The organism is Cohnella endophytica (assembly GCF_003628305.1).
In the GTDB taxonomy this organism is placed as follows: domain Bacteria; phylum Bacillota; class Bacilli; order Paenibacillales; family Paenibacillaceae; genus Cohnella; species Cohnella endophytica.
In genome coordinates this window covers 397,229-416,571 of the sequence record NZ_RBZM01000005.1, presented here as the reverse complement: position 1 = coordinate 416,571, position 19,343 = coordinate 397,229, and the positions used below count along the sequence as shown (strand labels likewise).

At 52.0% G+C, this 19,343-nt stretch carries 17 protein-coding genes; 5 read left to right on the top strand and 12 right to left on the bottom strand.

Annotation, left to right across the window (positions count from 1 at the left end; all coding sequences use genetic code 11):
• Positions 1 to 13 precede the first annotated feature (13 nt).
• The 5 genes from D7Z26_RS12065 to D7Z26_RS12045 form a co-directional block, all read right to left on the bottom strand.
• Positions 14 to 373: a response regulator gene (locus D7Z26_RS12065; RefSeq protein ID WP_120977208.1), complete on the bottom strand. Its 360-nt coding sequence runs from the start codon at positions 371 to 373 to the stop codon at positions 14 to 16.
• Between the two features lie 26 nt (positions 374 to 399).
• Entirely contained in the window at positions 400 to 870 is a 471-nt protein-coding gene (locus D7Z26_RS12060; protein ID WP_158602283.1) for a chemotaxis protein CheX, read from the bottom strand.
• Between the two features lie 89 nt (positions 871 to 959).
• Entirely contained in the window at positions 960 to 2,225 is a 1,266-nt protein-coding gene (locus D7Z26_RS12055) for an HD-GYP domain-containing protein (protein WP_120977204.1), read from the bottom strand.
• A 45-nt stretch (positions 2,226 to 2,270) separates the two neighbouring features.
• Positions 2,271 to 4,334: a methyl-accepting chemotaxis protein gene (locus D7Z26_RS12050; RefSeq protein ID WP_120977202.1), complete on the bottom strand. Its 2,064-nt coding sequence runs from the start codon at positions 4,332 to 4,334 to the stop codon at positions 2,271 to 2,273.
• A gap of 149 nt (positions 4,335 to 4,483) precedes the next feature.
• Positions 4,484 to 5,071, bottom strand: a complete 588-nt coding sequence (locus D7Z26_RS12045) for a TetR/AcrR family transcriptional regulator (RefSeq protein ID WP_120977201.1) — start codon at positions 5,069 to 5,071, stop codon at positions 4,484 to 4,486.
• Between the two features lie 172 nt (positions 5,072 to 5,243).
• Here D7Z26_RS12045 and D7Z26_RS12040 point away from each other — a divergent pair, with 172 nt between their 5' ends.
• On the top strand, positions 5,244 to 6,176 hold the full coding sequence (locus D7Z26_RS12040) for an AraC family transcriptional regulator (RefSeq protein ID WP_158602282.1): 933 nt from the start codon (positions 5,244 to 5,246) through the stop codon (positions 6,174 to 6,176).
• Between the two features lie 4 nt (positions 6,177 to 6,180).
• Here D7Z26_RS12040 and D7Z26_RS12035 read toward each other — a convergent pair whose 3' ends face one another.
• From D7Z26_RS12035 to D7Z26_RS12025, 3 genes are read right to left on the bottom strand one after another with little or no spacing between them, the layout of a single operon-like run.
• Positions 6,181 to 7,041, bottom strand: coding sequence for a proline racemase family protein (locus tag D7Z26_RS12035; protein ID WP_120977197.1), 861 nt, complete (start codon positions 7,039 to 7,041; stop codon positions 6,181 to 6,183).
• Positions 7,042 to 7,060: 19 nt separating this feature from the next.
• Entirely contained in the window at positions 7,061 to 8,080 is a 1,020-nt protein-coding gene (locus tag D7Z26_RS12030; RefSeq protein WP_120977195.1) for a proline racemase family protein, read from the bottom strand.
• Positions 8,049 to 9,266 carry an NAD(P)/FAD-dependent oxidoreductase gene (locus tag D7Z26_RS12025; RefSeq protein ID WP_120977194.1) on the bottom strand — a complete coding sequence of 406 codons (1,218 nt, stop codon included), beginning with the start codon at positions 9,264 to 9,266 and terminating at the stop codon, positions 8,049 to 8,051. The genes D7Z26_RS12030 and D7Z26_RS12025 overlap by 32 nt, the downstream gene beginning before the upstream one ends.
• 89 nt (positions 9,267 to 9,355) lie before the next feature.
• On the opposite strand from D7Z26_RS12025, the gene D7Z26_RS12020 reads away from it, so the two are divergent.
• Positions 9,356 to 10,336 carry a sigma-54 interaction domain-containing protein gene (locus D7Z26_RS12020; RefSeq protein WP_158602281.1) on the top strand — a complete coding sequence of 327 codons (981 nt, stop codon included), beginning with the start codon at positions 9,356 to 9,358 and terminating at the stop codon, positions 10,334 to 10,336.
• Here the strand turns inward: D7Z26_RS12020 and D7Z26_RS12015 are convergent.
• Positions 10,333 to 11,433 (bottom strand): M24 family metallopeptidase, encoded by a 1,101-nt coding sequence (locus tag D7Z26_RS12015; protein WP_158602280.1) that lies wholly within the window; start codon positions 11,431 to 11,433, stop codon positions 10,333 to 10,335. The genes D7Z26_RS12020 and D7Z26_RS12015 overlap by 4 nt on opposite strands.
• A gap of 144 nt (positions 11,434 to 11,577) precedes the next feature.
• Here D7Z26_RS12015 and D7Z26_RS12010 point away from each other — a divergent pair, with 144 nt between their 5' ends.
• From D7Z26_RS12010 to D7Z26_RS12000, 3 genes are read left to right on the top strand one after another with little or no spacing between them, the layout of a single operon-like run.
• Entirely contained in the window at positions 11,578 to 11,847 is a 270-nt protein-coding gene (locus tag D7Z26_RS12010) for a (2Fe-2S)-binding protein (RefSeq protein ID WP_120977188.1), read from the top strand.
• A complete protein-coding gene (locus D7Z26_RS12005) occupies positions 11,844 to 12,197 on the top strand; it encodes a (2Fe-2S)-binding protein (RefSeq protein WP_233566825.1) in 354 nt (117 codons plus the stop codon). The genes D7Z26_RS12010 and D7Z26_RS12005 overlap by 4 nt, the downstream gene beginning before the upstream one ends.
• On the top strand, positions 12,194 to 13,411 hold the full coding sequence (locus D7Z26_RS12000) for an NAD(P)/FAD-dependent oxidoreductase (protein ID WP_120977184.1): 1,218 nt from the start codon (positions 12,194 to 12,196) through the stop codon (positions 13,409 to 13,411). Before D7Z26_RS12005 ends, D7Z26_RS12000 begins: the two co-directional genes overlap by 4 nt.
• 50 nt (positions 13,412 to 13,461) lie before the next feature.
• Here the strand turns inward: D7Z26_RS12000 and D7Z26_RS11995 are convergent, their stop codons facing one another.
• The 3 genes from D7Z26_RS11995 to rpoN all read right to left on the bottom strand — a co-directional run bounded on the left by D7Z26_RS11995 (position 13,462) and on the right by rpoN (position 19,332).
• Positions 13,462 to 15,639, bottom strand: coding sequence for a LamG-like jellyroll fold domain-containing protein (locus tag D7Z26_RS11995; RefSeq protein WP_407643504.1), 2,178 nt, complete (start codon positions 15,637 to 15,639; stop codon positions 13,462 to 13,464).
• A 27-nt stretch (positions 15,640 to 15,666) separates the two neighbouring features.
• The gene (locus D7Z26_RS11990; RefSeq protein WP_158602279.1) at positions 15,667 to 17,889 is read right to left on the bottom strand and encodes a LamG-like jellyroll fold domain-containing protein; all 2,223 of its coding nucleotides are present in this window, start codon (positions 17,887 to 17,889) and stop codon (positions 15,667 to 15,669) included.
• Positions 17,890 to 17,961: 72 nt separating this feature from the next.
• Positions 17,962 to 19,332, bottom strand: a complete 1,371-nt coding sequence (rpoN, locus tag D7Z26_RS11985) for an RNA polymerase factor sigma-54 (protein WP_120977182.1) — start codon at positions 19,330 to 19,332, stop codon at positions 17,962 to 17,964.
• Positions 19,333 to 19,343: the final 11 nt, after the last annotated feature.

Sequence of the window (19,343 nt, the reverse complement as noted above, 5' to 3'; positions counted from 1 at the left end):
GAATACTCTCTCCTTAAGCTAGAGCCTTCATCACTGATTCCAGTACTCTTTCCTTCTGAAAGGGTTTGACGACAAAATCTTTAGCCCCTGAATAAATCGCCTCGAGCACCATGCCTTGTTGCCCCATCGCCGAACACATAACGACTTTTACAAGCGGGTTTATTTTTATTAGTTCCTTTAACGCCGCGATACCATCCATTTCCGGCATTGTAATATCCATGGTTACAAGGTCAGGCGTGCATTTCAAATAATGATGGACCGCATCTTCGCCATTGATCGCCTCGGCTATGATTTCATGCCCGCCTTCGGTTAAAATATTTTTGAGTACCATTCTCATAAATGCAGCATCGTCAACGACCATAATTTTAGCCATCGTTCTCTCTCCTAAATAAACTTAGTTCATACTGCGACCTGATTGTTTTTTTCAAGGGAAATGTAAATCTCGACCGTGCCGATTTCCGTCGAAATCGGCACGGCCATAAATTTGCTTCGGGAATGAATGATCGTGAACCCTTCTTGAATGATGGGATGCGTAATATTCACATCGATTCCTAATTCCGATAGTTCGATTGCAATGCCGCTCACGATCCAATTTCCGAACTCCTGCAATGCGCTCCAACACATGTCGTCTAATTGGCCGATTTCTAAACCTCCCATCATTCGGCCGATTAGGCTTTTGACCGTATCTAAATTCATCGTGCAGATGACTTGCCCGTCCATTTGACCCACGAGTTGGATGATGACTCCGATGTCCTTGCCTATATAAGATTCTTGCTGTTCCTGTTGACGAAGCGGTTGTGCGTTCAGCCCTAGATATCCCTTAAGAACATTTTCTCCGACTTTTGTAATGACTTCGAATTCATTGAGCATGTATGCCTCCATAAGATTAACGTTAGTACGGGTTGCGTCGAACACTAGAACTCTTTAGCTACAACAGACCGACCGTCGGTTTGTTGTAGCTAAACGAGCATTGACTTTTTCTCTATTCCTTCTATTTTGACTAATGCCTCGACTGCGCGTCTCCAGAACTGCGTTCCGGATCCGTTTATCAAGATGCTTGCCGCCCGTTCCGTCGTCATCGCAGGCCGATAAGAACGGTTAGTCGTCATGGCGTCATAAGCATCGGCCACTCCGACGATTTTAGACCAAATCGGGATCTGATCATCATATAGCCCTCTAGGGTAACCTTTCCCATCAGGGCGTTCATGATGATATAAAACGATCTCGATGATCACCTGTTTTTCGTCTTCCTTGATCAACGGGTAGTTGTGATATATTCCTCTGAGCAGTTCTTCTCCGATTACGGGGTGCCGCTTCATGATCGAATATTCTTCTTCGGTCAATGCGCCTAACTTATTTAATACGACGTCCGGAATACCGATTTTGCCGATGTCATGGAGTAAGCCTCCCAGGTAGATCGATCGTTGAATTTTGGGGTCCACGCCAAGCTCTATCGCGATTTTATTCGCGTACATGGCAACGCGTTCGCTATGGCCGGCGGTATAAGCGTCCCGCTTTTCCAATGATAGCGCAAACGCGGTTAACACCTGGTTATTCGCCACGGACAATTTACCGTTAAGCTCTTGCGATTCATTCATCGTTTCCACGATTTTATCCCTTTGCGATATGCCGATCGATCGCATTCCGAATCGTAGAATAACGAAGATCAGCAGAAAGGCTTGGGAAGATAACCTCCAGTAAAAACCGTTCTCCAATTGAGGCAGCAATCGGTTCACGAACAGAAAAGTACTGATGGAGAACGCATCCATCCAAACGAATTCAAAAGCTTTTTGTCGCCAGCGCTTCCCCTTCCAAGAGACGCTATATAACAAATGATAAGAAACGATCGTAACCAACTGAGTAGCGAATAGAGCAAGCATTATGCTTACGTATAATCCTATAAAAGGACTAACTAAAACGAGCTTTTTTGTCGTAATAAAAACAGGAATCATTACCGAGACTTGAAGAGCAAAAACAAGGAAGTTTTTGAAATAAAGCGGCTGCTGCTTTTTCTCATGCGAATAAATATACACGGTTAAATAGATCAAAATGGAATAGCCTAACAGCGGCAAACCCCCAACCCAAAGGCTTGCTAACCACGCGAACAGATGGCCGTCTTCCCGAAACTTGATCTTCAGGCTTGCATTCATAAAATAATAAATCGAGTAAGAAAAGAAATTAATGAATCCAAAGGCCACTAAAGTTGTGATATTCCAGAGAACCATCGAGGAGATTACTCCTATCTCATATTATTACTCGATTGATCATAATTAAGAGACTTTAAACTCGGCCGTAAGCTCCTGCAGCTCTTGCATCATTTTGGTTAGACGTTGGGCGGAGACGGAAATTTCGGTCATAGTCGCTTGTTGCTCTTGGCAAGATGCCGCCATAGTCTGAGAGTTCCCCGCGGCTTCCGCCCCGATTTTGGACAGCTCTTCGACCGTAGCCGTGACTTCCTCTGAGCCGGCCGACATCTGTTCGGAGGAGGAAGAGATTTCCTGGATCTGCGTAACCATCGAACGAATGTCGTTCAAGATCGAATTAAAAGAATCTCCCGCCTGATTCACTAGCGTTGTCCCCTTGCTAACGTTCTCCGACCCGACTTGAATGGATTGTACGGCTTCCGATGTGACGGATTGAATTTCCTCGATTAAATTTCTGATCTCTTCCGCGGATGATCTGCTTTGTTCCGCAAGCTTGCGAATTTCTTGGGCGACGACCGAGAATCCACGTCCATGTTCTCCCGCCCTGGCCGCTTCGATTCCGGCATTTAAGGATAATAGATTCGTTTGCGAGCTGATTTCCTGGATAACCGAAATGATTCGCCCTATTTTCGTCGCGCGTCCGCTTAATTTCTCTACGAGTTGCGCCGTATCGTTTACGGATTGATTCGCGACATTCATATCCAGTACGGCCTGCTGTATAATCTCATTGCCGTTGACGGCCTTATTCGAGGTTTGTTGAGAAACTTCCCAAACGACCGAACAAGATTCCGCGACCCTTTGTATACCGGTCGAAAGCTCTTCCATCGAACGAGCTGTTTCTTTGGAACCTACCATTTGGGTTTCCGCCCCGGCGGCTACATCTTCGATCCCCGACGAGATGGAATCCGCAGCGATGCTAGACTGCTCTGCGCTAGCCGCCAACTGTTGCGACGTATGGGTGACGGAAAGGGCATGTTTCGACACTTTGGAGATCATACCTCGAAGCAGCAATGCGGTACGGTTTAGATTTGCCATCATCTGCCCGAACTCGTCCTCGGTTGTAACAGGGATGGAATAGGTTAAATCTCCCTTGGCCAAAAAAGACGACATCTGATTTACTTTACTGATTTGATTCGTGATGTTGCGAGTGATCAAGTAAATTACGCTTACGATCAACACGATGCCAATCAAGCTTATAATGGCGAGTTTTAGTAGCAATGCATTAATGGGGCCGACCAATTCTTTTTCCGGAAGAGCCATGGCCAGAATCCAATTCGTTCCCGGCATCTCCTCGAAGTGAATGTCCACGACTCCTTCATTTCCCTTATAACTTGCCATTCCGGCCTTTTTCTCCAGCAGGATTTTCCCCAAATTCGCAAGATTAGTATCAGGGTCTTCTTGAAGCTTTACTTTCATGATCTTATCGGCATCCGGCCCCGCAAGATAAGTCCCGTTTCGGTCTATTAGGAAAGCCCAGCCGGTTTTCCCGATTTTGGTGTCCGTAACGATCTCTTTCATTTTCGTTAAAATGATGTCCCCGGTCGTTACCCCGATGAATTGGTCTTGCTCGTTATACATGGGAACGGTCGCCGTAACCATATCTACTCCGCGGACATCGTCAAGATAGGGATCGGAGAATAGCACTCCCTTTTTGTGGGCTACGGACATATAGAAGTCTTGATTCGGATAATCAAATTTAGGGTCGTTATATTCCTCGGACATGGCGATCTCGTTATCTTTCCAGTAGGCATAGGTCGAGAAATATTTCTGGCGCGAATCATATGCGTGCGGCTCTAAGAAAATCCCCACGCCGAACGTATCTTTATTCGTCAACAAAATATTATAGGTAAAATCATGGTACTGCTCCAAGGAGAACTCGCGATAATTGCGTTCAACCATCTTGGCGAAAATCTCGGGAATTTTACTCGATGCCGTTAATCTGTCTTGGATCTTATATTCGAGTTTACCTAGTTGCTCCTCTATTCCGGCTTGAGTTTTCACCACGATAATGTTGCGAGAATACACATAGGCCATTGATACGACGGAAACGAAAATGAGAATAATCAACGGCAGCATTACGAGTAAGGTTTTTGCTCTTACGCTCTTGAATTTCACGATCGGCCACTTCACCACGTACACCTCATTCTATAATTTTGAAAAATTATATTGCCGTTTCATAATATATACTCATAGTTTACCGTCAGTCAAGTAATTATGAATTTTCAGACAATTTAGATCGGAGAAATGCATCCGCATTGAAATTAGATGCTTCTCTTTGTTTATTTGGATATAATTCCCTTTATATAATTTTGATAAACTTCTTCCATCGTCATCTCCAGCGAGCTTGAACTTTCAAAAAAACTCCATCTGCTCATAATTCCAATGTAAATAATGACGAAGTCCTCCGCGATTCTTTCTGCGGTTACGCGTTTGCTTATTAGATCATGACTCTGGGCAAGCTCGAAATATTTAATCAATGTTTCTTTCAAGTTTCTAAACACTTCGGAAAGCATCGTGCGATACTTCGTGCTTATTGTTCCGAGATGAATGATATTTTGCGTAAGAATGGGCGTTCTATGGAGGTTTACGGCCATAGCCACGATAGCTTTCACAAGCTTGGAGAGGAAATCCCCGTCCAACGGGTAATCGTTTAACCGCTCATTGAGCACGGTTAGCTGGTTTATATCTACCTCGTACAAAATCTCCTCTTTTGATTTAAAATGAGAAAAAAAGGTTGTTTTTGTAACGCCTGCGTTTTGGGCGATCAAATCCACCGATACGTTTTGGTAATCACGTTGGCAAAAAAGCTGTAATGCCGATTCAATCAACAAGTTTCGATTATATTCCTTATTCCTATCTCTTCTCATTCATTCACCCCGCTTATTAATCTACCGCTGTGGTTATATTTATTCAATATCGTATCATCCCCTAATTAAGTACAAGTATATACTAATTATTACATATTTAATGCAAAAAAGAGATCAGCTCTCCATTATCCCGCCGCTCGTCATATTTTATTTGCTATCTGAAGGCTTGATAGTGTTTAATTTTAGTAGAGTTATGCGGAGAGGGGACATTGGTCTGCGCTATCTGAAAACGGAAATTCGGCAGCCGTTCGAATTTTTGTCCGCCGGACAGTTTAATGCCCTGCAACCCTGGACGCACGCACGCCGCGAAATCGACAGCTTTGAGATCATCATCGGTGCGAAGGGAACGCTTCACATCCAGCAACAAGAAGAGCGGTATGCGGTGGAGCCGGGTTCCGTTCTGCTCTTGCTCCCGGGCGAAACGCATTTCGGCTATCAACCTAGCAGCGGCGGGCTTATGTTTTATTGGCTTCATTTTCTATGCCCCGGTATTCCTCGAATTTGCGGGGAAGACGATTGGGAAAAAGTTAAACGTTTATCGCATACTAACGAATATCTCTCGGCTAAGAACGATTCCGTCTATTTGCCCGTCTTCTTTCGATGCGGCAATCTCGACAGAATCGAAATCTTGTTTAATCAACTCCAGCATCTCGCCAACTCCAAGCTCCGTCATCGGTACGCCCTGCACTATCTGGCTACTTCGCTGTTTTTGGAATTGGCGGAGCAAGCCGAATCGGGAGACGAGGAACGATCTACCCTCATGCCCGACCCGCTCGTCGCCGATATCGTAGAATGGATCCGCGTTCATGCCGCCGAGCCTCTAACCGTTTCTTCGATCGCCGATCAATACGGCTATAACCGCGATTACCTTTCCAGATTGTTTAAGAAAACGATGGGAATGAATTTGCAAGAATACATCCTCGTACAAAAGCTGTCCAAAGCGAAATCGCTGCTTTCCGGTTCCAACCGCACCGTCAAGCAAATCGCTCTTGAAGTGGGCATTCCCGACGAGAAATACTTTATTCGCCTGTTTCGCAAATACGAGCATTTAACGCCCACGGGTTACCGCAACGCTTATTATCGCAAGCATATGAATATTAATTAAAAGCTCAACGCAGCAGGAACCCTTCCCCTAGCGGATCGGACGGATCATAGACGAATTCGCAAGAACCGATCAGTCTTGCGCGGGCGCGAAGTTCCCATTCGAGTTTTCGCGCTCCGTTTATTTCTTCTACTCCGAGAACGATGCCTTCTACCCAGCCTCCCGATAACCCGTGAAAACGTAGCGGCACGCCGAGTATCGGATTGCGTCCGTGAATGGCGGCAAGGGCCGCGACCACTGCTCCGCCTTCAGGCGCCCTTAGAAGCTTTCCGTCCCGTGCGGCGACTGCGAGAATAAAGCTGTTCTCCTCCTTCTGATCCACGGCAAGCAGCACTTTCCGCGAAGATCCGTCAGCATTACGCATCGATTGTTCGAGCTTTGCCGCGTTTGCCGCCCGAAGGGGAACATCCGTGACGGAAGAGTCAAGGACATTGTACTGTCGATTGAAATGATCGACTCCCCTTATCGTTCGGCAGTGAAATTCTTCCGATTCGGCGCTTACTTTTATCGTTCCCTCAGCCGTTTCCCACCCGATTTCGTCCGTCCGTCGGAATACCCCCATCTCGCTCAAAGCTTCCGAAGCGCAAAGCGCGTCCCATTCGTCCGTCCGGCACGGCCCTTCCGCATCATAAACGATGAGACCGGCATCTGCGCGCGAGGAGGCGGTCACGACCCCGACGCGAAGCGCGGCATGGCCTCTCGGTTCCCGTTGGATCCATCGAACGGGCGAGTTTTCCGCGTGCCATAACCGTTCCGCTCTTGCCGTTATCGTTTCCGTGACGCCCAAGCTCGCGAAGTCGGTAATGATCCGCAAAGGCCAACCGGCGACGTGAATATCGAGCGAACGGACCATTTTCGTAAAATTCATCCTTCCTTCTCCCCCTCGTCTAATGTTCGTCCTGAGGTACGAATAGAAAGCCTTCGTTCAGCGGATCTTCCTCGTCGGAATAAAACGTGTGCATGCCCATAAGCCACGCCGAGCCCGTAATTTCGGTAACGACGGCAGGTAAGCTTCCTACCTTCGTCTGTTCAAGCACCCGTCCTCTGAAAACGGAACCGACGATGCTCTCGTGCACGAACGGCTTGTTCAGCCCGATTGCTCCTTGCGCGTATAAAGCAGCTAGCTTCGCGGACGTCCCCGTGCCGCACGGCGAACGGTCGATACCGCCCGGAGGCACGACGACCGCGTTGCGCAAATCGGAATCCTGATGTACCGGATCCGAATAAAATTCGACGTGCGTCACGCCGCGGATATGAGGAAATTCGGGGTGTTCCACGACGACGACGCGATTGATCTCCTTGCGGATTCTCACGGCTTTATCTACGATTTCCGCGGCATTGGATGGCTCGAGCGGCAACCCGAGTCTTCTGGCATCGACGATCGCGTAAAAATTGCCTCCGTATGCGATATCGCACTGCACCTCTCCAAGCTGCGGAACGTATACGTTGACCATGCTATGAAGAAACGCCGGGACGTTGCGAAACGTGACAGAAATCGCAGTTCCATTTATAACCGCAACCTCCGCCGTCACAAGTCCTGCGGGAGTGTCCAGTCGGATAACCGTAATCGGCTCCCGGACGGGAACGAGCCCGCATTCGACCAACGCCGTGCAAAATCCGATCGTATCGTGTCCGCACATGGGCAAATAACCGCCGGTTTCGATAAAGATAACGCCGACGTCGGCATCCGGATGGCACGGAGCGACAAGACAAGCTCCGGACATGACTTCATGTCCTCTCGGTTCGTTCATGAGCAACCGGCGGACGCCGTCGTGGAGATTTTTCATATCGAGCATTTTGTCGGCCATCGTCGCGCCTTCCAACTGCGGCAAACCGCTGATTACTGTTCGCGTAGGATTACCTCCAGTATGCGTGTCAATGGTACGGTACGCCCGAGTGGCTTTCATAACCGATATCCTCCTTTTTGTCATTGAAGCGATCGAATCGAAGCGGCGCTGCCGGAATGCAAGTCGTCGCCGCACCCGTTAACAACTCCCCCATCAGCTTGCCGGTAACGGCAGCTAAACTGATTCCGTCTCCTTCATGGCCCGCGGCGATGAAAAATCCGGGAAGACCATCGACCTCCGAGACGATCGGCAAATGATCCGGCGTCCACGGACGCAAGCCCGCGTATGTACGGATCAGTTGAAAATCCGCCATCGCGGGGTAAAATCGAATCGCTCGCCTGGCCATGCAGCTGATCACTTCCGGTCGAACCGACGTGTCGAATCCGACGAACTCCCTGCTGGAGCCGATCAAGAAGTTTTGGCTTTCGGTAGGCTCGAATACGAGCGCTACTCCGTATTTCTCGGTCATCGGATCAACTTTGCGCGAGCCTCCGAATTTGGACATTAAATAACCGAATTCCATCACTTTACGAATACCGACGGGCTGTCCGCGGGAGGCAACGATCAAATGTCCTTTGCGTGGAAAAACCGGGATCTCGAGCCCCACCATTCTCCCTATCATTGGAGCCCAGCATCCCGCGGCATTGACGATTTTAGACGTTAGCCAGCTTCCTTTGTCCGTTTCGACCGAATACCCTCCTTCCACGGGGGCGATGCTTTGAACGGTTGTGTGCAGATGGACGCGCGCGCCGAGGCGTTCCGCTTCTTCTGCCAGCGCATAGGTCAGAGAGTATGGATTGACCGTAGAGTCCGAGGCGCACTCGAGACCGCCCGGCAAATCGTCGGCAAAATAACGGGACTCCTGGCGTATATCGGAGCGATCTAGCATCCGGAACGGCAATCCGAGCGCGGCTTGCCTCGAGACCCAGTCGCGCGCCGCCTCCATCTCCTCTTCCGTCTCGCAGACGAAGATGCTCCCGGGAGCCCGATATTCGAATCGCTGGGGCAACGATTTCGCAAGAGACGCAATAATGCGCTGGCTTTCGACCGACATAAGACTGTCGAAACCGGGATCCTTGTCGATGACGAGAATGTTGCCGTCGCATCTCGAAGAAGTTCCTTGCGCCGCTTCGCCCCGCTCGAGTACCGCAACGGACAATCCCTCCTTGATCGCGAAATAAGCAACGGACATGCCAATGATGCCTCCCCCGATAATCAGCACGTCCGTGTTTTTCTTTAACGTCATCCGTTTCACCTCGAGGATTAAAATATTATTTACACGTCGATTTTACAGTGTAATAATTAGTTTACACATTGCACATGGAGGAAATCGACATGAGTCATTCGTTTAGCTCCATTATAGGAGTAAGCCCAGTGCTGCAAGCCACGATCGATGTGTCACGGCGACTTGCGCGAACCTCCTCGACCGTTCTGCTGACGGGGGAGTCCGGAGTCGGAAAGGAACTGTTCGCGTCGGCCATCCATTCGCTGCGAGAAGGAGCGAATTCCCCTTTCGTCGCGGTCAATTGCGCCGCGATCATGGAGAGCCTTGCCGAGAGCGAATTGTTCGGTTACGAGAAGGGCGCCTTTTCCGGAGCCGATCCGCGCGGCAAACCAGGTAAAATCGAGCTTGCCAGGGGCGGAACGCTCTTTCTCGACGAGATCGGAGATATGCCTCTCGCGTTACAGGCCAAGCTGCTTCGCATTCTCGAAGACCGCGAATATTATCCCGTCGGCGGAACCCGATCATTGTCCGTCGATTGCCGATTTATCGCCGCTACGAACAAAGACTTGGCTCGGCTCGCGGAAGCCGGAAAGTTCCGGGAAGACTTGTATTACAGGCTCGACGTCATCTCCTTGGACATCCCGCCCCTCCGCCGTCGCGCGGACGATATTCCGCTGCTGGCGGAAACCTTTTTGCGCCGATTCGGCATTGTCGAGCCCATGCCAGCGCAACTGATAACCGCGCTAACGGATTATTCATGGCCGGGAAACGTCCGAGAGCTTCGAAACGCGATGGAGCGGTTGAGCGTTTTCGCCGAGGATGGAAAACCGCGCGCGGAGCATTTGCCTGCCGCCGTTTTGCGCGCGACCGGGGCGGATACGAAGCCGACGGAAAGTCTCGTCGAATGCTCGCCGCTGCCGATCGACGGTACGTTGCCCGAGTGGCTGGCCGATTGCGAACGCAAGTATATCGAAGCGGCGCTAGCGGAAACGGGCGACAACAAACAAGCGGCCGCCCACAGGCTCGGCATCTCGCGCATGACGCTCTACAATAAACTTAGCTTGCTACTTGGCCGGAGCTCATCGGACTAAAGCCTTCGCAACTCCTTCGGAAAGCCCGTCAATTGTTCCGTAATGCCTTGATCGTTTACGTATAAGTCGTCTTCGATTCGCACGCCGCCGATTCCAGGCACGTAAATGCCCGGTTCGATCGTAAAAAGCATTCCCTGGACGATTGGACGGTTGTTCCAGCCGTGGATGGACGGAGGCTCGTGAATGTCCACTCCCAGCCCGTGACCGACGCGGTGAGGAAAATAGGAGCCATACCCTTGTTGATCTATCCAAGAACGGGCAGCCTTGTCGACAGACGAGAGCGGCTCTTCCGGACGTACCGCGGCGATCGCCCTGCGATTCGCTTCCTTGACGGTTTCATACATGCGTTCTTGCTCCGCCGAACCTTCTCCGACGATAAAAGTCCTCGTCATATCGGACAAGTATCCATGGCAACTCGCTCCCATGTCGACCAGAAGGAATTCACCCTCGCTAATGGCATGTAGTCCCGTTTCCCCGTGGGGATACGCCGAGCGAATGCCGCCTAACACGGTAGTCGCGAACGCGTTGCCTGCTCCCCCTTTAAGCCGAATTTGACGGTCGATTTCCTCCGCCAGCTCCCGCTCTTTCATTCCTCTTATGAATGTCGTTAATGCCGCTTCCAACGCGGCATCTGCGATTGACGCCGCTTCTTTCGCGAAGTCGGCTTCCTCCCGTGTTTTTCTCCCCCTCATCTCGCGAATTTCGTCTCCGATGTCCACGAATTCCGCTTCTTGCCATGACGCGAATAGTTCCTCTGCCAATTTCCAGGACACCGCGTCTTTTTCGATCCCCATGCATACGGGTTCGGTTTTACACGAATTCCTTAAGAGCTCCAAAGGAGGCTTGCCGTCCGGAATCGGGACAAGGCGGTCGACCCCAATCGCGCCTTCGGATTTCAGCGCGTCCAATTCGGGAACGAACAACGTCGTTTCACCGCCATCTGCAATCCAAAGCGCCAAAAACCTCTCCATTGGATCGGACCGAAACCCCGTCAAATAAGCGATCGAGGACGGCATCGTTACGATAGCCGCATCAATCGCGTTCGCTTCCAGCCAGCCCCGCAGTCGCTTCATTCTATGCCCGTAAGGCAAGGTCATTTTGTCTCCCACCCCCTTCATCGTCTGCAAACGAAGTCGCTCGCAGCGTTTGATAGTATGCAAAATTCATGCCAAAGCTTGCGGTGGCACGAATTTTGCATCATTTTAATCGTCAGTCGAGATTTTACTAGGGGGCTACCGTACATGGGTAACACGCCTTTCATCGTTTGCCGTTGCGAGGAAGTCACGTTGGAACAAATCATCGAAGTTATTGAACGCTATCATTGTTCTTCAAGGGAAACCAAGCTTCGCACGCGCGCCGGAATGGGGATTTGCGGAGGACGAACGTGCCGACCGCTTATCGACAGATTGACCGGACAAATGGATGCGGAAAAAGCAGCATATTCTCTCCCTCTTAAGGTTCAACCCCCGGTTCGGCCGATTTCTTTCGGGGAATGGGGGAGGGGCTCGTGAGCTACGGTAGAATCGAAAACCATCCGATACTCGGTCCGTTGCCTGAAACGCGCAGGGTTTGCTTCCTGTTCGATGGCCGGCCGATCGAAGCTCGGGAAGGCGAAAGTATCGCTGCCGCTTTGTTGGCTAATGGAATACGAACGCTAAGAGCTCACGAAGAACAGGGGACGCCAAGGGGAATCTATTGCAACATCGGCCACTGCATGGAATGCAGGATTACGATAGAAGGTGTTTCGGGCTTCCGCGCATGTCTATCGCTAGCATCCGACGGTTTGGACGTCTGTTCCGGCATCGTCCTTCCAACTCCTTTCCAGCCGGCAAAATTACGGGAAGGGGATGCCTACGAATGATAGATCGTTTAGACTTGATCGTTATCGGGGCAGGACCCGCCGGATTATCGGCCGCGATCGCCTCCGCCCGTTGCGGTTTACGCGTGCTCGTCTTGGATGAATTCCCGAGGCCGGGAGGACGACTGCTTGGACAATTGCATCAAGAGCCGGACGGATTTTGGTGGAACGGCATTAAAGAGGCGCAACAACTCGTTCGTCAAGCCTCCGAGAATAGCGTCGACATTCGTACCGGCGTTTCCGTCACCGCGCTGGAACAAATCGGGCAAACGGGATGGAAAATATGGACGAATAGAGGACCGTTCAGCGCCAAGCACGTTCTGATAGCGACGGGAGCCGCGGAATCGGCGTGTCCGTTGCCTGGCTGGACTCTGCCCGGCGTTATGTCCATCGGAGCGGCGCAAGTTATGACGAACGTGCAGCGCGTCCGCGTTGGTAACCGCGGCGTCGTCGTCGGCATGAACGTGCTCTCGATGGCCATCGTTTCCGAATTGCGTTTAGCCGGCATTGAGCTCGCAGCGATCGTTCTCCCGCCTAAAAATCCGTTAAACGTCCGCGCATCCGATCCGGGCGATGTACTTCGCTCTCTACTGCGCTTCGCTCATTTGGCTCCGAACGCTTTGTTTCGGTTCGGCGCCTCGTTTCTCGGAAACTCGCTTATGCAGCGAATGGCTCTGAAGTTATATCCGCGAAGAGGAATACGAATGTGGAACACTCCGCTGCAGTTGCGTCGATCCGCCGTCGAAATCGTCGGAGGGTCTTGCGTTGAAGGCGTACGGATCGCAGACATCGACTCCGAAGGCGTGCCGATCCCCGGCACGGAACGATTGATCGAGGCCGACTTCGTCTGCATCGCCGGAGGACTGTATCCGCTCGCCGAGCTCGCCGCCGTTGCAGGCTGTCCTTTTCGATACGCGCCGGAACTTGGCGGACATGTCCCCGCCCACGACGAAAGTATGCGAACTCCGCTTCAGGGACTCTATGTCGCAGGCAACATAACCGGTGTCGAAAGCGCGAAAGTCGCCATAGCCCAAGGCCAAGTGGCCGGTCTATCGATCGCGATCGATTCCGGCGTTCCCGATTCCCCCACCGAAACCGAGCTGCAAACCGCAATGCACAGAGTCAAGCAAATGCGTCGGGATGCACTCATTCAATTCGATCCCGACATTACGGCCTGTCGGAATCGAATGTATGGCACGAACGATGCCATCGGCTAACGCGCAATACGGGCCAGAGCAGAAATCCTTTGCTCTGGCCCGTATTTTTTTTAGCTATTAAACAAAGCCGATATTTCCGTTGCGCTCAGCGCCCGGTTGTAAATCCGGAAGTCGTCGAGTCCGCCGTTCAGGTAAGCATCTCCCGAGTACTGCGAACGCCCTAGGTAGTTTAAATTCGTGTTCCCGAGGCTCGACGGTTTAAGCGTCATGCTCGCGTTCGTCGCCACTTGTACGCCATCCACGTACAACGTGCCTGTCGTCCCGCTTAACGTCACCGCGACGTGTTTCCATACGCCCGTCGGAAACGCCGTCGACGTCGAGATCTGCTGTTCTCCGCCGCTACCGCTCGTCGTAATCGAGAACCTCAGCCCTGCGCCCCCCGGCCTCGGGGTCAGAAACATGTTCGTCGAAGTTCCCGTCCCGAAGTCGAATATCCGGGTCCAGTTCGACGTGTTGTTCACTTTGACCCAGGACGCGATCGTAAAGTCGTTTAACCCGCTGACGATGCCGGTCGGCAAGCTACCGTAACCGTTCGTTCCGTTAAAGTTTACGGAGTTCGCCGCATGACCCGCTGCCCAAGTAATGCCCCCGCTGAGCGTCGCGGTTTTGCCGTTGCCCGAAGCGTCGGCCCCCGTCGTTCCGCTCGTCTCGTTGAACAAGTATTGCGCGACTACGTCGGTCGGAGGCGTCGTTCCGCCTAGATTGATTGTGAACGACTTCGTAACCGGCGTGCTCATCGTATCGTAATCCCTCAACTGAACGGTAAACGTGTAGCTGTTTTGCGGCGCGCTACTCGAGACCGTCCCACTGATCGTACCCTTGAACCGGTCCAGCGTCAGTCCCGGAGGCAGCGTTCCGACCGTTACGTTCCAATCGTAGAAAGGCACGCCGCCCTTGGCGGTAAGCGTCTGCGAATACGCCGAGCCCTTCGTTCCGTTAGGCAAAGATGACGTGACGATCGAAGGCGCAAGGAACGGCGTCAAGTTCTTGTTCAGCTTCCAGCCCGCTTTTTCCGCGATCAGCAACGTGAGCTTCGTCAGCATCCAGCGCTTCGAAGGGAAGAAATGGGTCCTCCCTCCGTTTTGTCCGCTCAGTCGATCCCAGTATTGTTGGTCCGCGGGAATGTGATAACTGCTGTCGAGAGGAACCGCGTTGCCTTGATAGGAGACGATGGATGAATCCGTCCCTCCGGCTGCTTTATAAGCGGCTACGCCGGCCCAATCCGAGCTGAACACCAGTCCGTGCCCGAATTCGTGCATGATGACCGAGTAAACGTCGGTCGCGCAACTCGTCGTGCAAGTGGACGAGTCGTTCTGGGTCAAATACCATTCGTCGTCATTCAAAGACGTTTGAGCGGAAAAATTCGGGAAGAAGTCGAGAACCGTACCGATCGAACGATGGATCGGTCCTGGCACCTGCACGCCGTTCCGCTTACGGTATAACCCGTTCGCCGACGGCCAACCCGTCGAATACGGATCGTTTAAACCACGGAGAATAATCCATTCGCCGTTGTACGCGACATTGTTCGTTATATTCGTATTCCCGTTAAAGTTATCGTTGGGCACGTGATTCGTTTCCGCTCCCGTCGCAACCGTGTCGAACGAAGCCATGTCGAAGAAATAAAACCAATCCTTGATTGCCCGCTCGGCTGCCGCCTTGATACCCGGGTCGCTGAAATATTTCGTAATCGTATCGAAGCGATAATCGAACAGCAGCGGTAACGTACTTTCGGCATTGTCATCCTGATCGGTCACGCGGATCGGGATCGTCTGCGTACGGTTTGCTCCGCCGTTTTCCAGAATGTTCAGCGACAACGTGTAATTTTCGATTTCTCCGTTGCCTCCGACGCGGTCCGGATGAATTTCCAGTTTGAAATCCTTTTGTTCGGAAGAACTGGCAAACGTCAAGGTCTTGGACGCGCCCGTTGCCGATACCGTGCTCGGCAAATCCATCATTAACCGCGAGCTGCCCTTGGCGTTTAAGGTAATCGTTACCGGGTAGGAAGCGGTGACCGGAGGTTTGACCGTCAATTTAATGTACGGATTTGCCAAATAACCTTGCCAATCGACGAGCTCGATTCCGTTCGCGTTTACTTCCCGGCCAAACATGTCGATTACCGACGCCTCGTTTGCCGCCGACGCGGACGCTGTCTGAAGCTTATTTTTGCCGGCGATAGGCACGCAAGTAATTAAGAGGGCGCACAGCGCTAACCACAATATTTTTTTCACCAGGATTCCGCCTTTCGCATGGAATGTCTAGCTATTGAAAAGCGCGGTAATTTCGGAAGCGCTCAGCGCCCGGTTGTAAATCCGGAAGTCATCGAGTCCGCCGTTCAGGTAAGCATCCCCCGAGTACTGCGAACGCCCTAGGTAGTTCAGATTCGTGTTCCCGAGGCTCGACGGTTTAAGCGTCATACTCGCGTTCGTCGCCACTTGCACGCCGTCCACGTACAACGTGCCAGTCGTACCGCTTAACGTCACCGCGACGTGTTTCCATACGCCCGTCGGGAACGCCGTCGTCGTCGAGATCTGCTGTTCTCCGCCGCTGCCGCTCGTCGTAATCGAGAATCTCAGCCCTGCGCCCCCCGGCCGCGGGGTCAGAAACATACTCGTCGAAGTTCCCGTCCCGAAGTCGAATATCCGGGTCCAGTTCGACGTGTTGTTCACTTTGACCCAGGTCGCGATCGTAAAATCGTTTAGCCCGCTGACGATGCCGGTCGGCAAGCTGCCGTATCCGTTCGTTCCGTTAAAGTTTACGGAGTTCGCCGCATGACCCGCTGCCCAAGTGATGCCTCCGCTGAGCGTCGCGGTTTTGCCGTTGCCCGAAGCGTCGGCCCCGGTCGTTCCGCTCGTTTCGTTGAACAAATATTGCGCGACCACGTCGGTAGGAGGCGTCGTTCCTCCTAAATTGATAGTGAACGACTTCGTAACCGGCGTGCTTTTCACATCGTAATCTCTCAACTGAACGGTAAACGTGTAGCTGTTTTGAGGCGCGCTGCTCGAGACCGTCCCACTGATCGTGCCTTTGAATCGGTCCAGCGTCAGTCCCGGAGGCAGCGTTCCGCCCGTTACGTTCCAATCGTAGAAAGGCACGCCGCCCTTGGCGGTAAGCGTCTGCGAATACGCCGAGCCCTTCGTTCCGTTAGGCAGAGTTGACGTGACGATCGAAGGCGCAAGGAACGGCGTCAAGTTCTTGTTCAGCTTCCAGCCCGCGTTTTCCGCGATTAACAGCGACAGCTTCGTCATCATCCATCTTTTCGGCAAGAACAGATGATTGCGTCCGCCGCTTTGACCGCTGAGACGGTCCCAATATAACGGATTGGAATCCGAAATATGATAGCTGCTATCGAGCGGTACCGCGTTGCCTTGATAGGCGATGACTTCCGCGTCGTTAGTCCCGTTGCTCGCGACGTACGCCGCCATGCCGGGCCATGCGCTGTGATAGGCGACCGCGTGTCCGAACTCGTGCGCGACCAGTCCGAGCACGTCCGTCTGGCAGTTCGACGTACAGGAAGCCCCCGGCATTTGCGATAAATAGTAGTCCTCGTCGTTCAAGGAAGTAAACGGAGTAAAGCCGTCGTAAAAGTCCATAATCATGGCCAGAGACCGCGGAATCGGACCCGGCACCTGGACTCCTCCGCGCTTATGGTATTTGCCGTTGGTAGCAGGGAACCCGGTTGAATAAGGATCGTTGATCCCCCTCAGGAATACCCACATGCCGTTATAAGCTGCGTTGTTCGTGACCGTAATCGGATTCAGCCAGTTATCCCCGGGCAACGTAATGTTCTCGGCGCCGGATTGGACCGTATCGTAAGGCGTTTCGTCGAAAAAGTAAAACCAGTCCTTTATCGCCTGCTCCGTCGCGGCCTTCACGCCGGCGTTGTTGAAAATACCCGTGATCGTGTCGAAGCGGTAGTCGAAATTAAGCGGCATAGACGGCTGCGCGTTATCGTCTTGATCGAGCACGCGTATCGGGATCGTCTGCTTGTTCGACGTACCGTTGTTTTGCACGACCTGCAGGGTCAACGTATAGTTCTCGATTTCCCCGTTGCCGCCGACTCGGTCGGGGTGAATTTCCAGATCGAAATCTTGGGTCGTCGACGAATTGGCGAACGTAAGCGTTTTGGCAGCTCCCGTCGCGGACATCGTGCTCGGGTTGTTCATCATGAGTCGCGAAGTTCCTTGCGTAGTCAAATTAATCGTTACGGGGAAAACCGCGCTCGTTGGCGGTTTGACCGTAAGCTTGACGTAGGGATTCGCGATATACCCCTGCCAATCCACTAGGTCGATGCCGTTGTCGTTCACCGTTCTCCCGAAAATATCGACGACCTCGGCGATATTCGTAGCCGCATCTGCCTGGTTTCGCGGTACGAAAGTCAATAGCCCGAACATAAGAACGAAGCTTAAAGCAGCGATCAATCCTTTTCTAACCTGAATTTCCGCCTTTCCGCGAATAGCTTTCGCATCGTAATGTTTCATTACTTGAGCCTCCTCTTTTCTAAAATAAAAACGAAAGTCAATCATGGCTTACCCTGAAGACGACCCGCTTTACTATTCAAGCATGGGAACCACCTCCTTCAGCAAAAATGGATGGATCCGCGAATCCGCGACCGGACAAACGCGGAATGCGGAAGGCAACAAGCGTTCTTCTTCCCTATATTTCGCGACGGTACGTCTGGAAACGTTAACTCCTTCCTTGCGTAACAAAGCCGCGAGCTGCAAGTCCGTAAACGGGTTGCCTTTGTCCTCCTTGGCGATCAATGCCCGGATCCTGTGTTTGACCGAACGGGAGGAAACCTCATCTATTCCAACCCCGTTCAGTCCCGTCGAGAAAAAAAGACTTAAAGGCATTACTCCGTGCGGCGTATCCACGTATTTATCGCGAATGGTTCGACTGACCGTCGATAAATGAAACCCGGTAGACGCGGCAATTTGCTCAAGTTTGAGCGGTTTGATCGCCGCAGGCCCCTCCATCAAGAACGGCCTCTGGGCATCGGCAATAGCGACGATAACGGATCTAAGCGCGCGTCCCCGGAAACGAAGCATATCGTCCAATCGGTCCGCCTCTTTTCTTTTTACAGTCGCCCAATTTCGCCACTCGGCCGAACCGTCGTGAGCTTCCCCAAACAAACGGTGAAATTTCACTCGAAAAGGCCAAGCTTCGCGAACGGAAAAATCAGATTCCCCTCGGATTCCGGAAAGCCTCGCCTCCGGAAAAACAAAAGGGGTGTCGGCAACCGTAAACGCGAGTCCTGGACGAGGATTCAACGAGCGCAAATAGCGGATGGCTTGATCCGTCTGCGATTCCGTCATTCCCAAAGCTTTTCCGATCGCCTTCCTACGCCCTTTCGCTATGTTGCTTAAATGTTCCCGAATCACTCTCTCTATCCCGGGCGGAGCCGAACGATCCCGGGAAACCTGAAGTATCAGACATTCCTCCAAGGATCTCGCTGCCGCTCCAGCCGGCTCCAACGATTGGAGCAACCGCAATCCCAATTGGGCAACTTCAAGAGAAAAACCCCCGAGATTGGCCGCTTCGTCCAATGGGATGTCCAAATATCCCGACTCGTTCAAGTTTCCGGCCAAATAAGCCGCAACCCGTTTTACGCCGATCGGCGCATCGTCTAACCTCAATTGGAAGAGCAACTTTTGCTCAAGGGTTTCCACCGACTTGCGATTGGAATGGATATTCGGGAAATCTCGCGCCGAATCCGTATCGCGTTCATTCGTTTTTCTCCTTCTTCGCATTCGCGGCTCTTCCATGAATTCCAGCTCGATCAGCGGATTATCTTGTTCGACGTCCCTTAAATAAGCGAACAATTCGATCGCCGGCATTTGCAAAAGCTTCAGAGATTGCCGAAGCTCCGGCGCGAGCGCGCATCGCAATTGCGGCAACAAGGACATCGACATCGCCTGGTTCATATGCGGTCTCC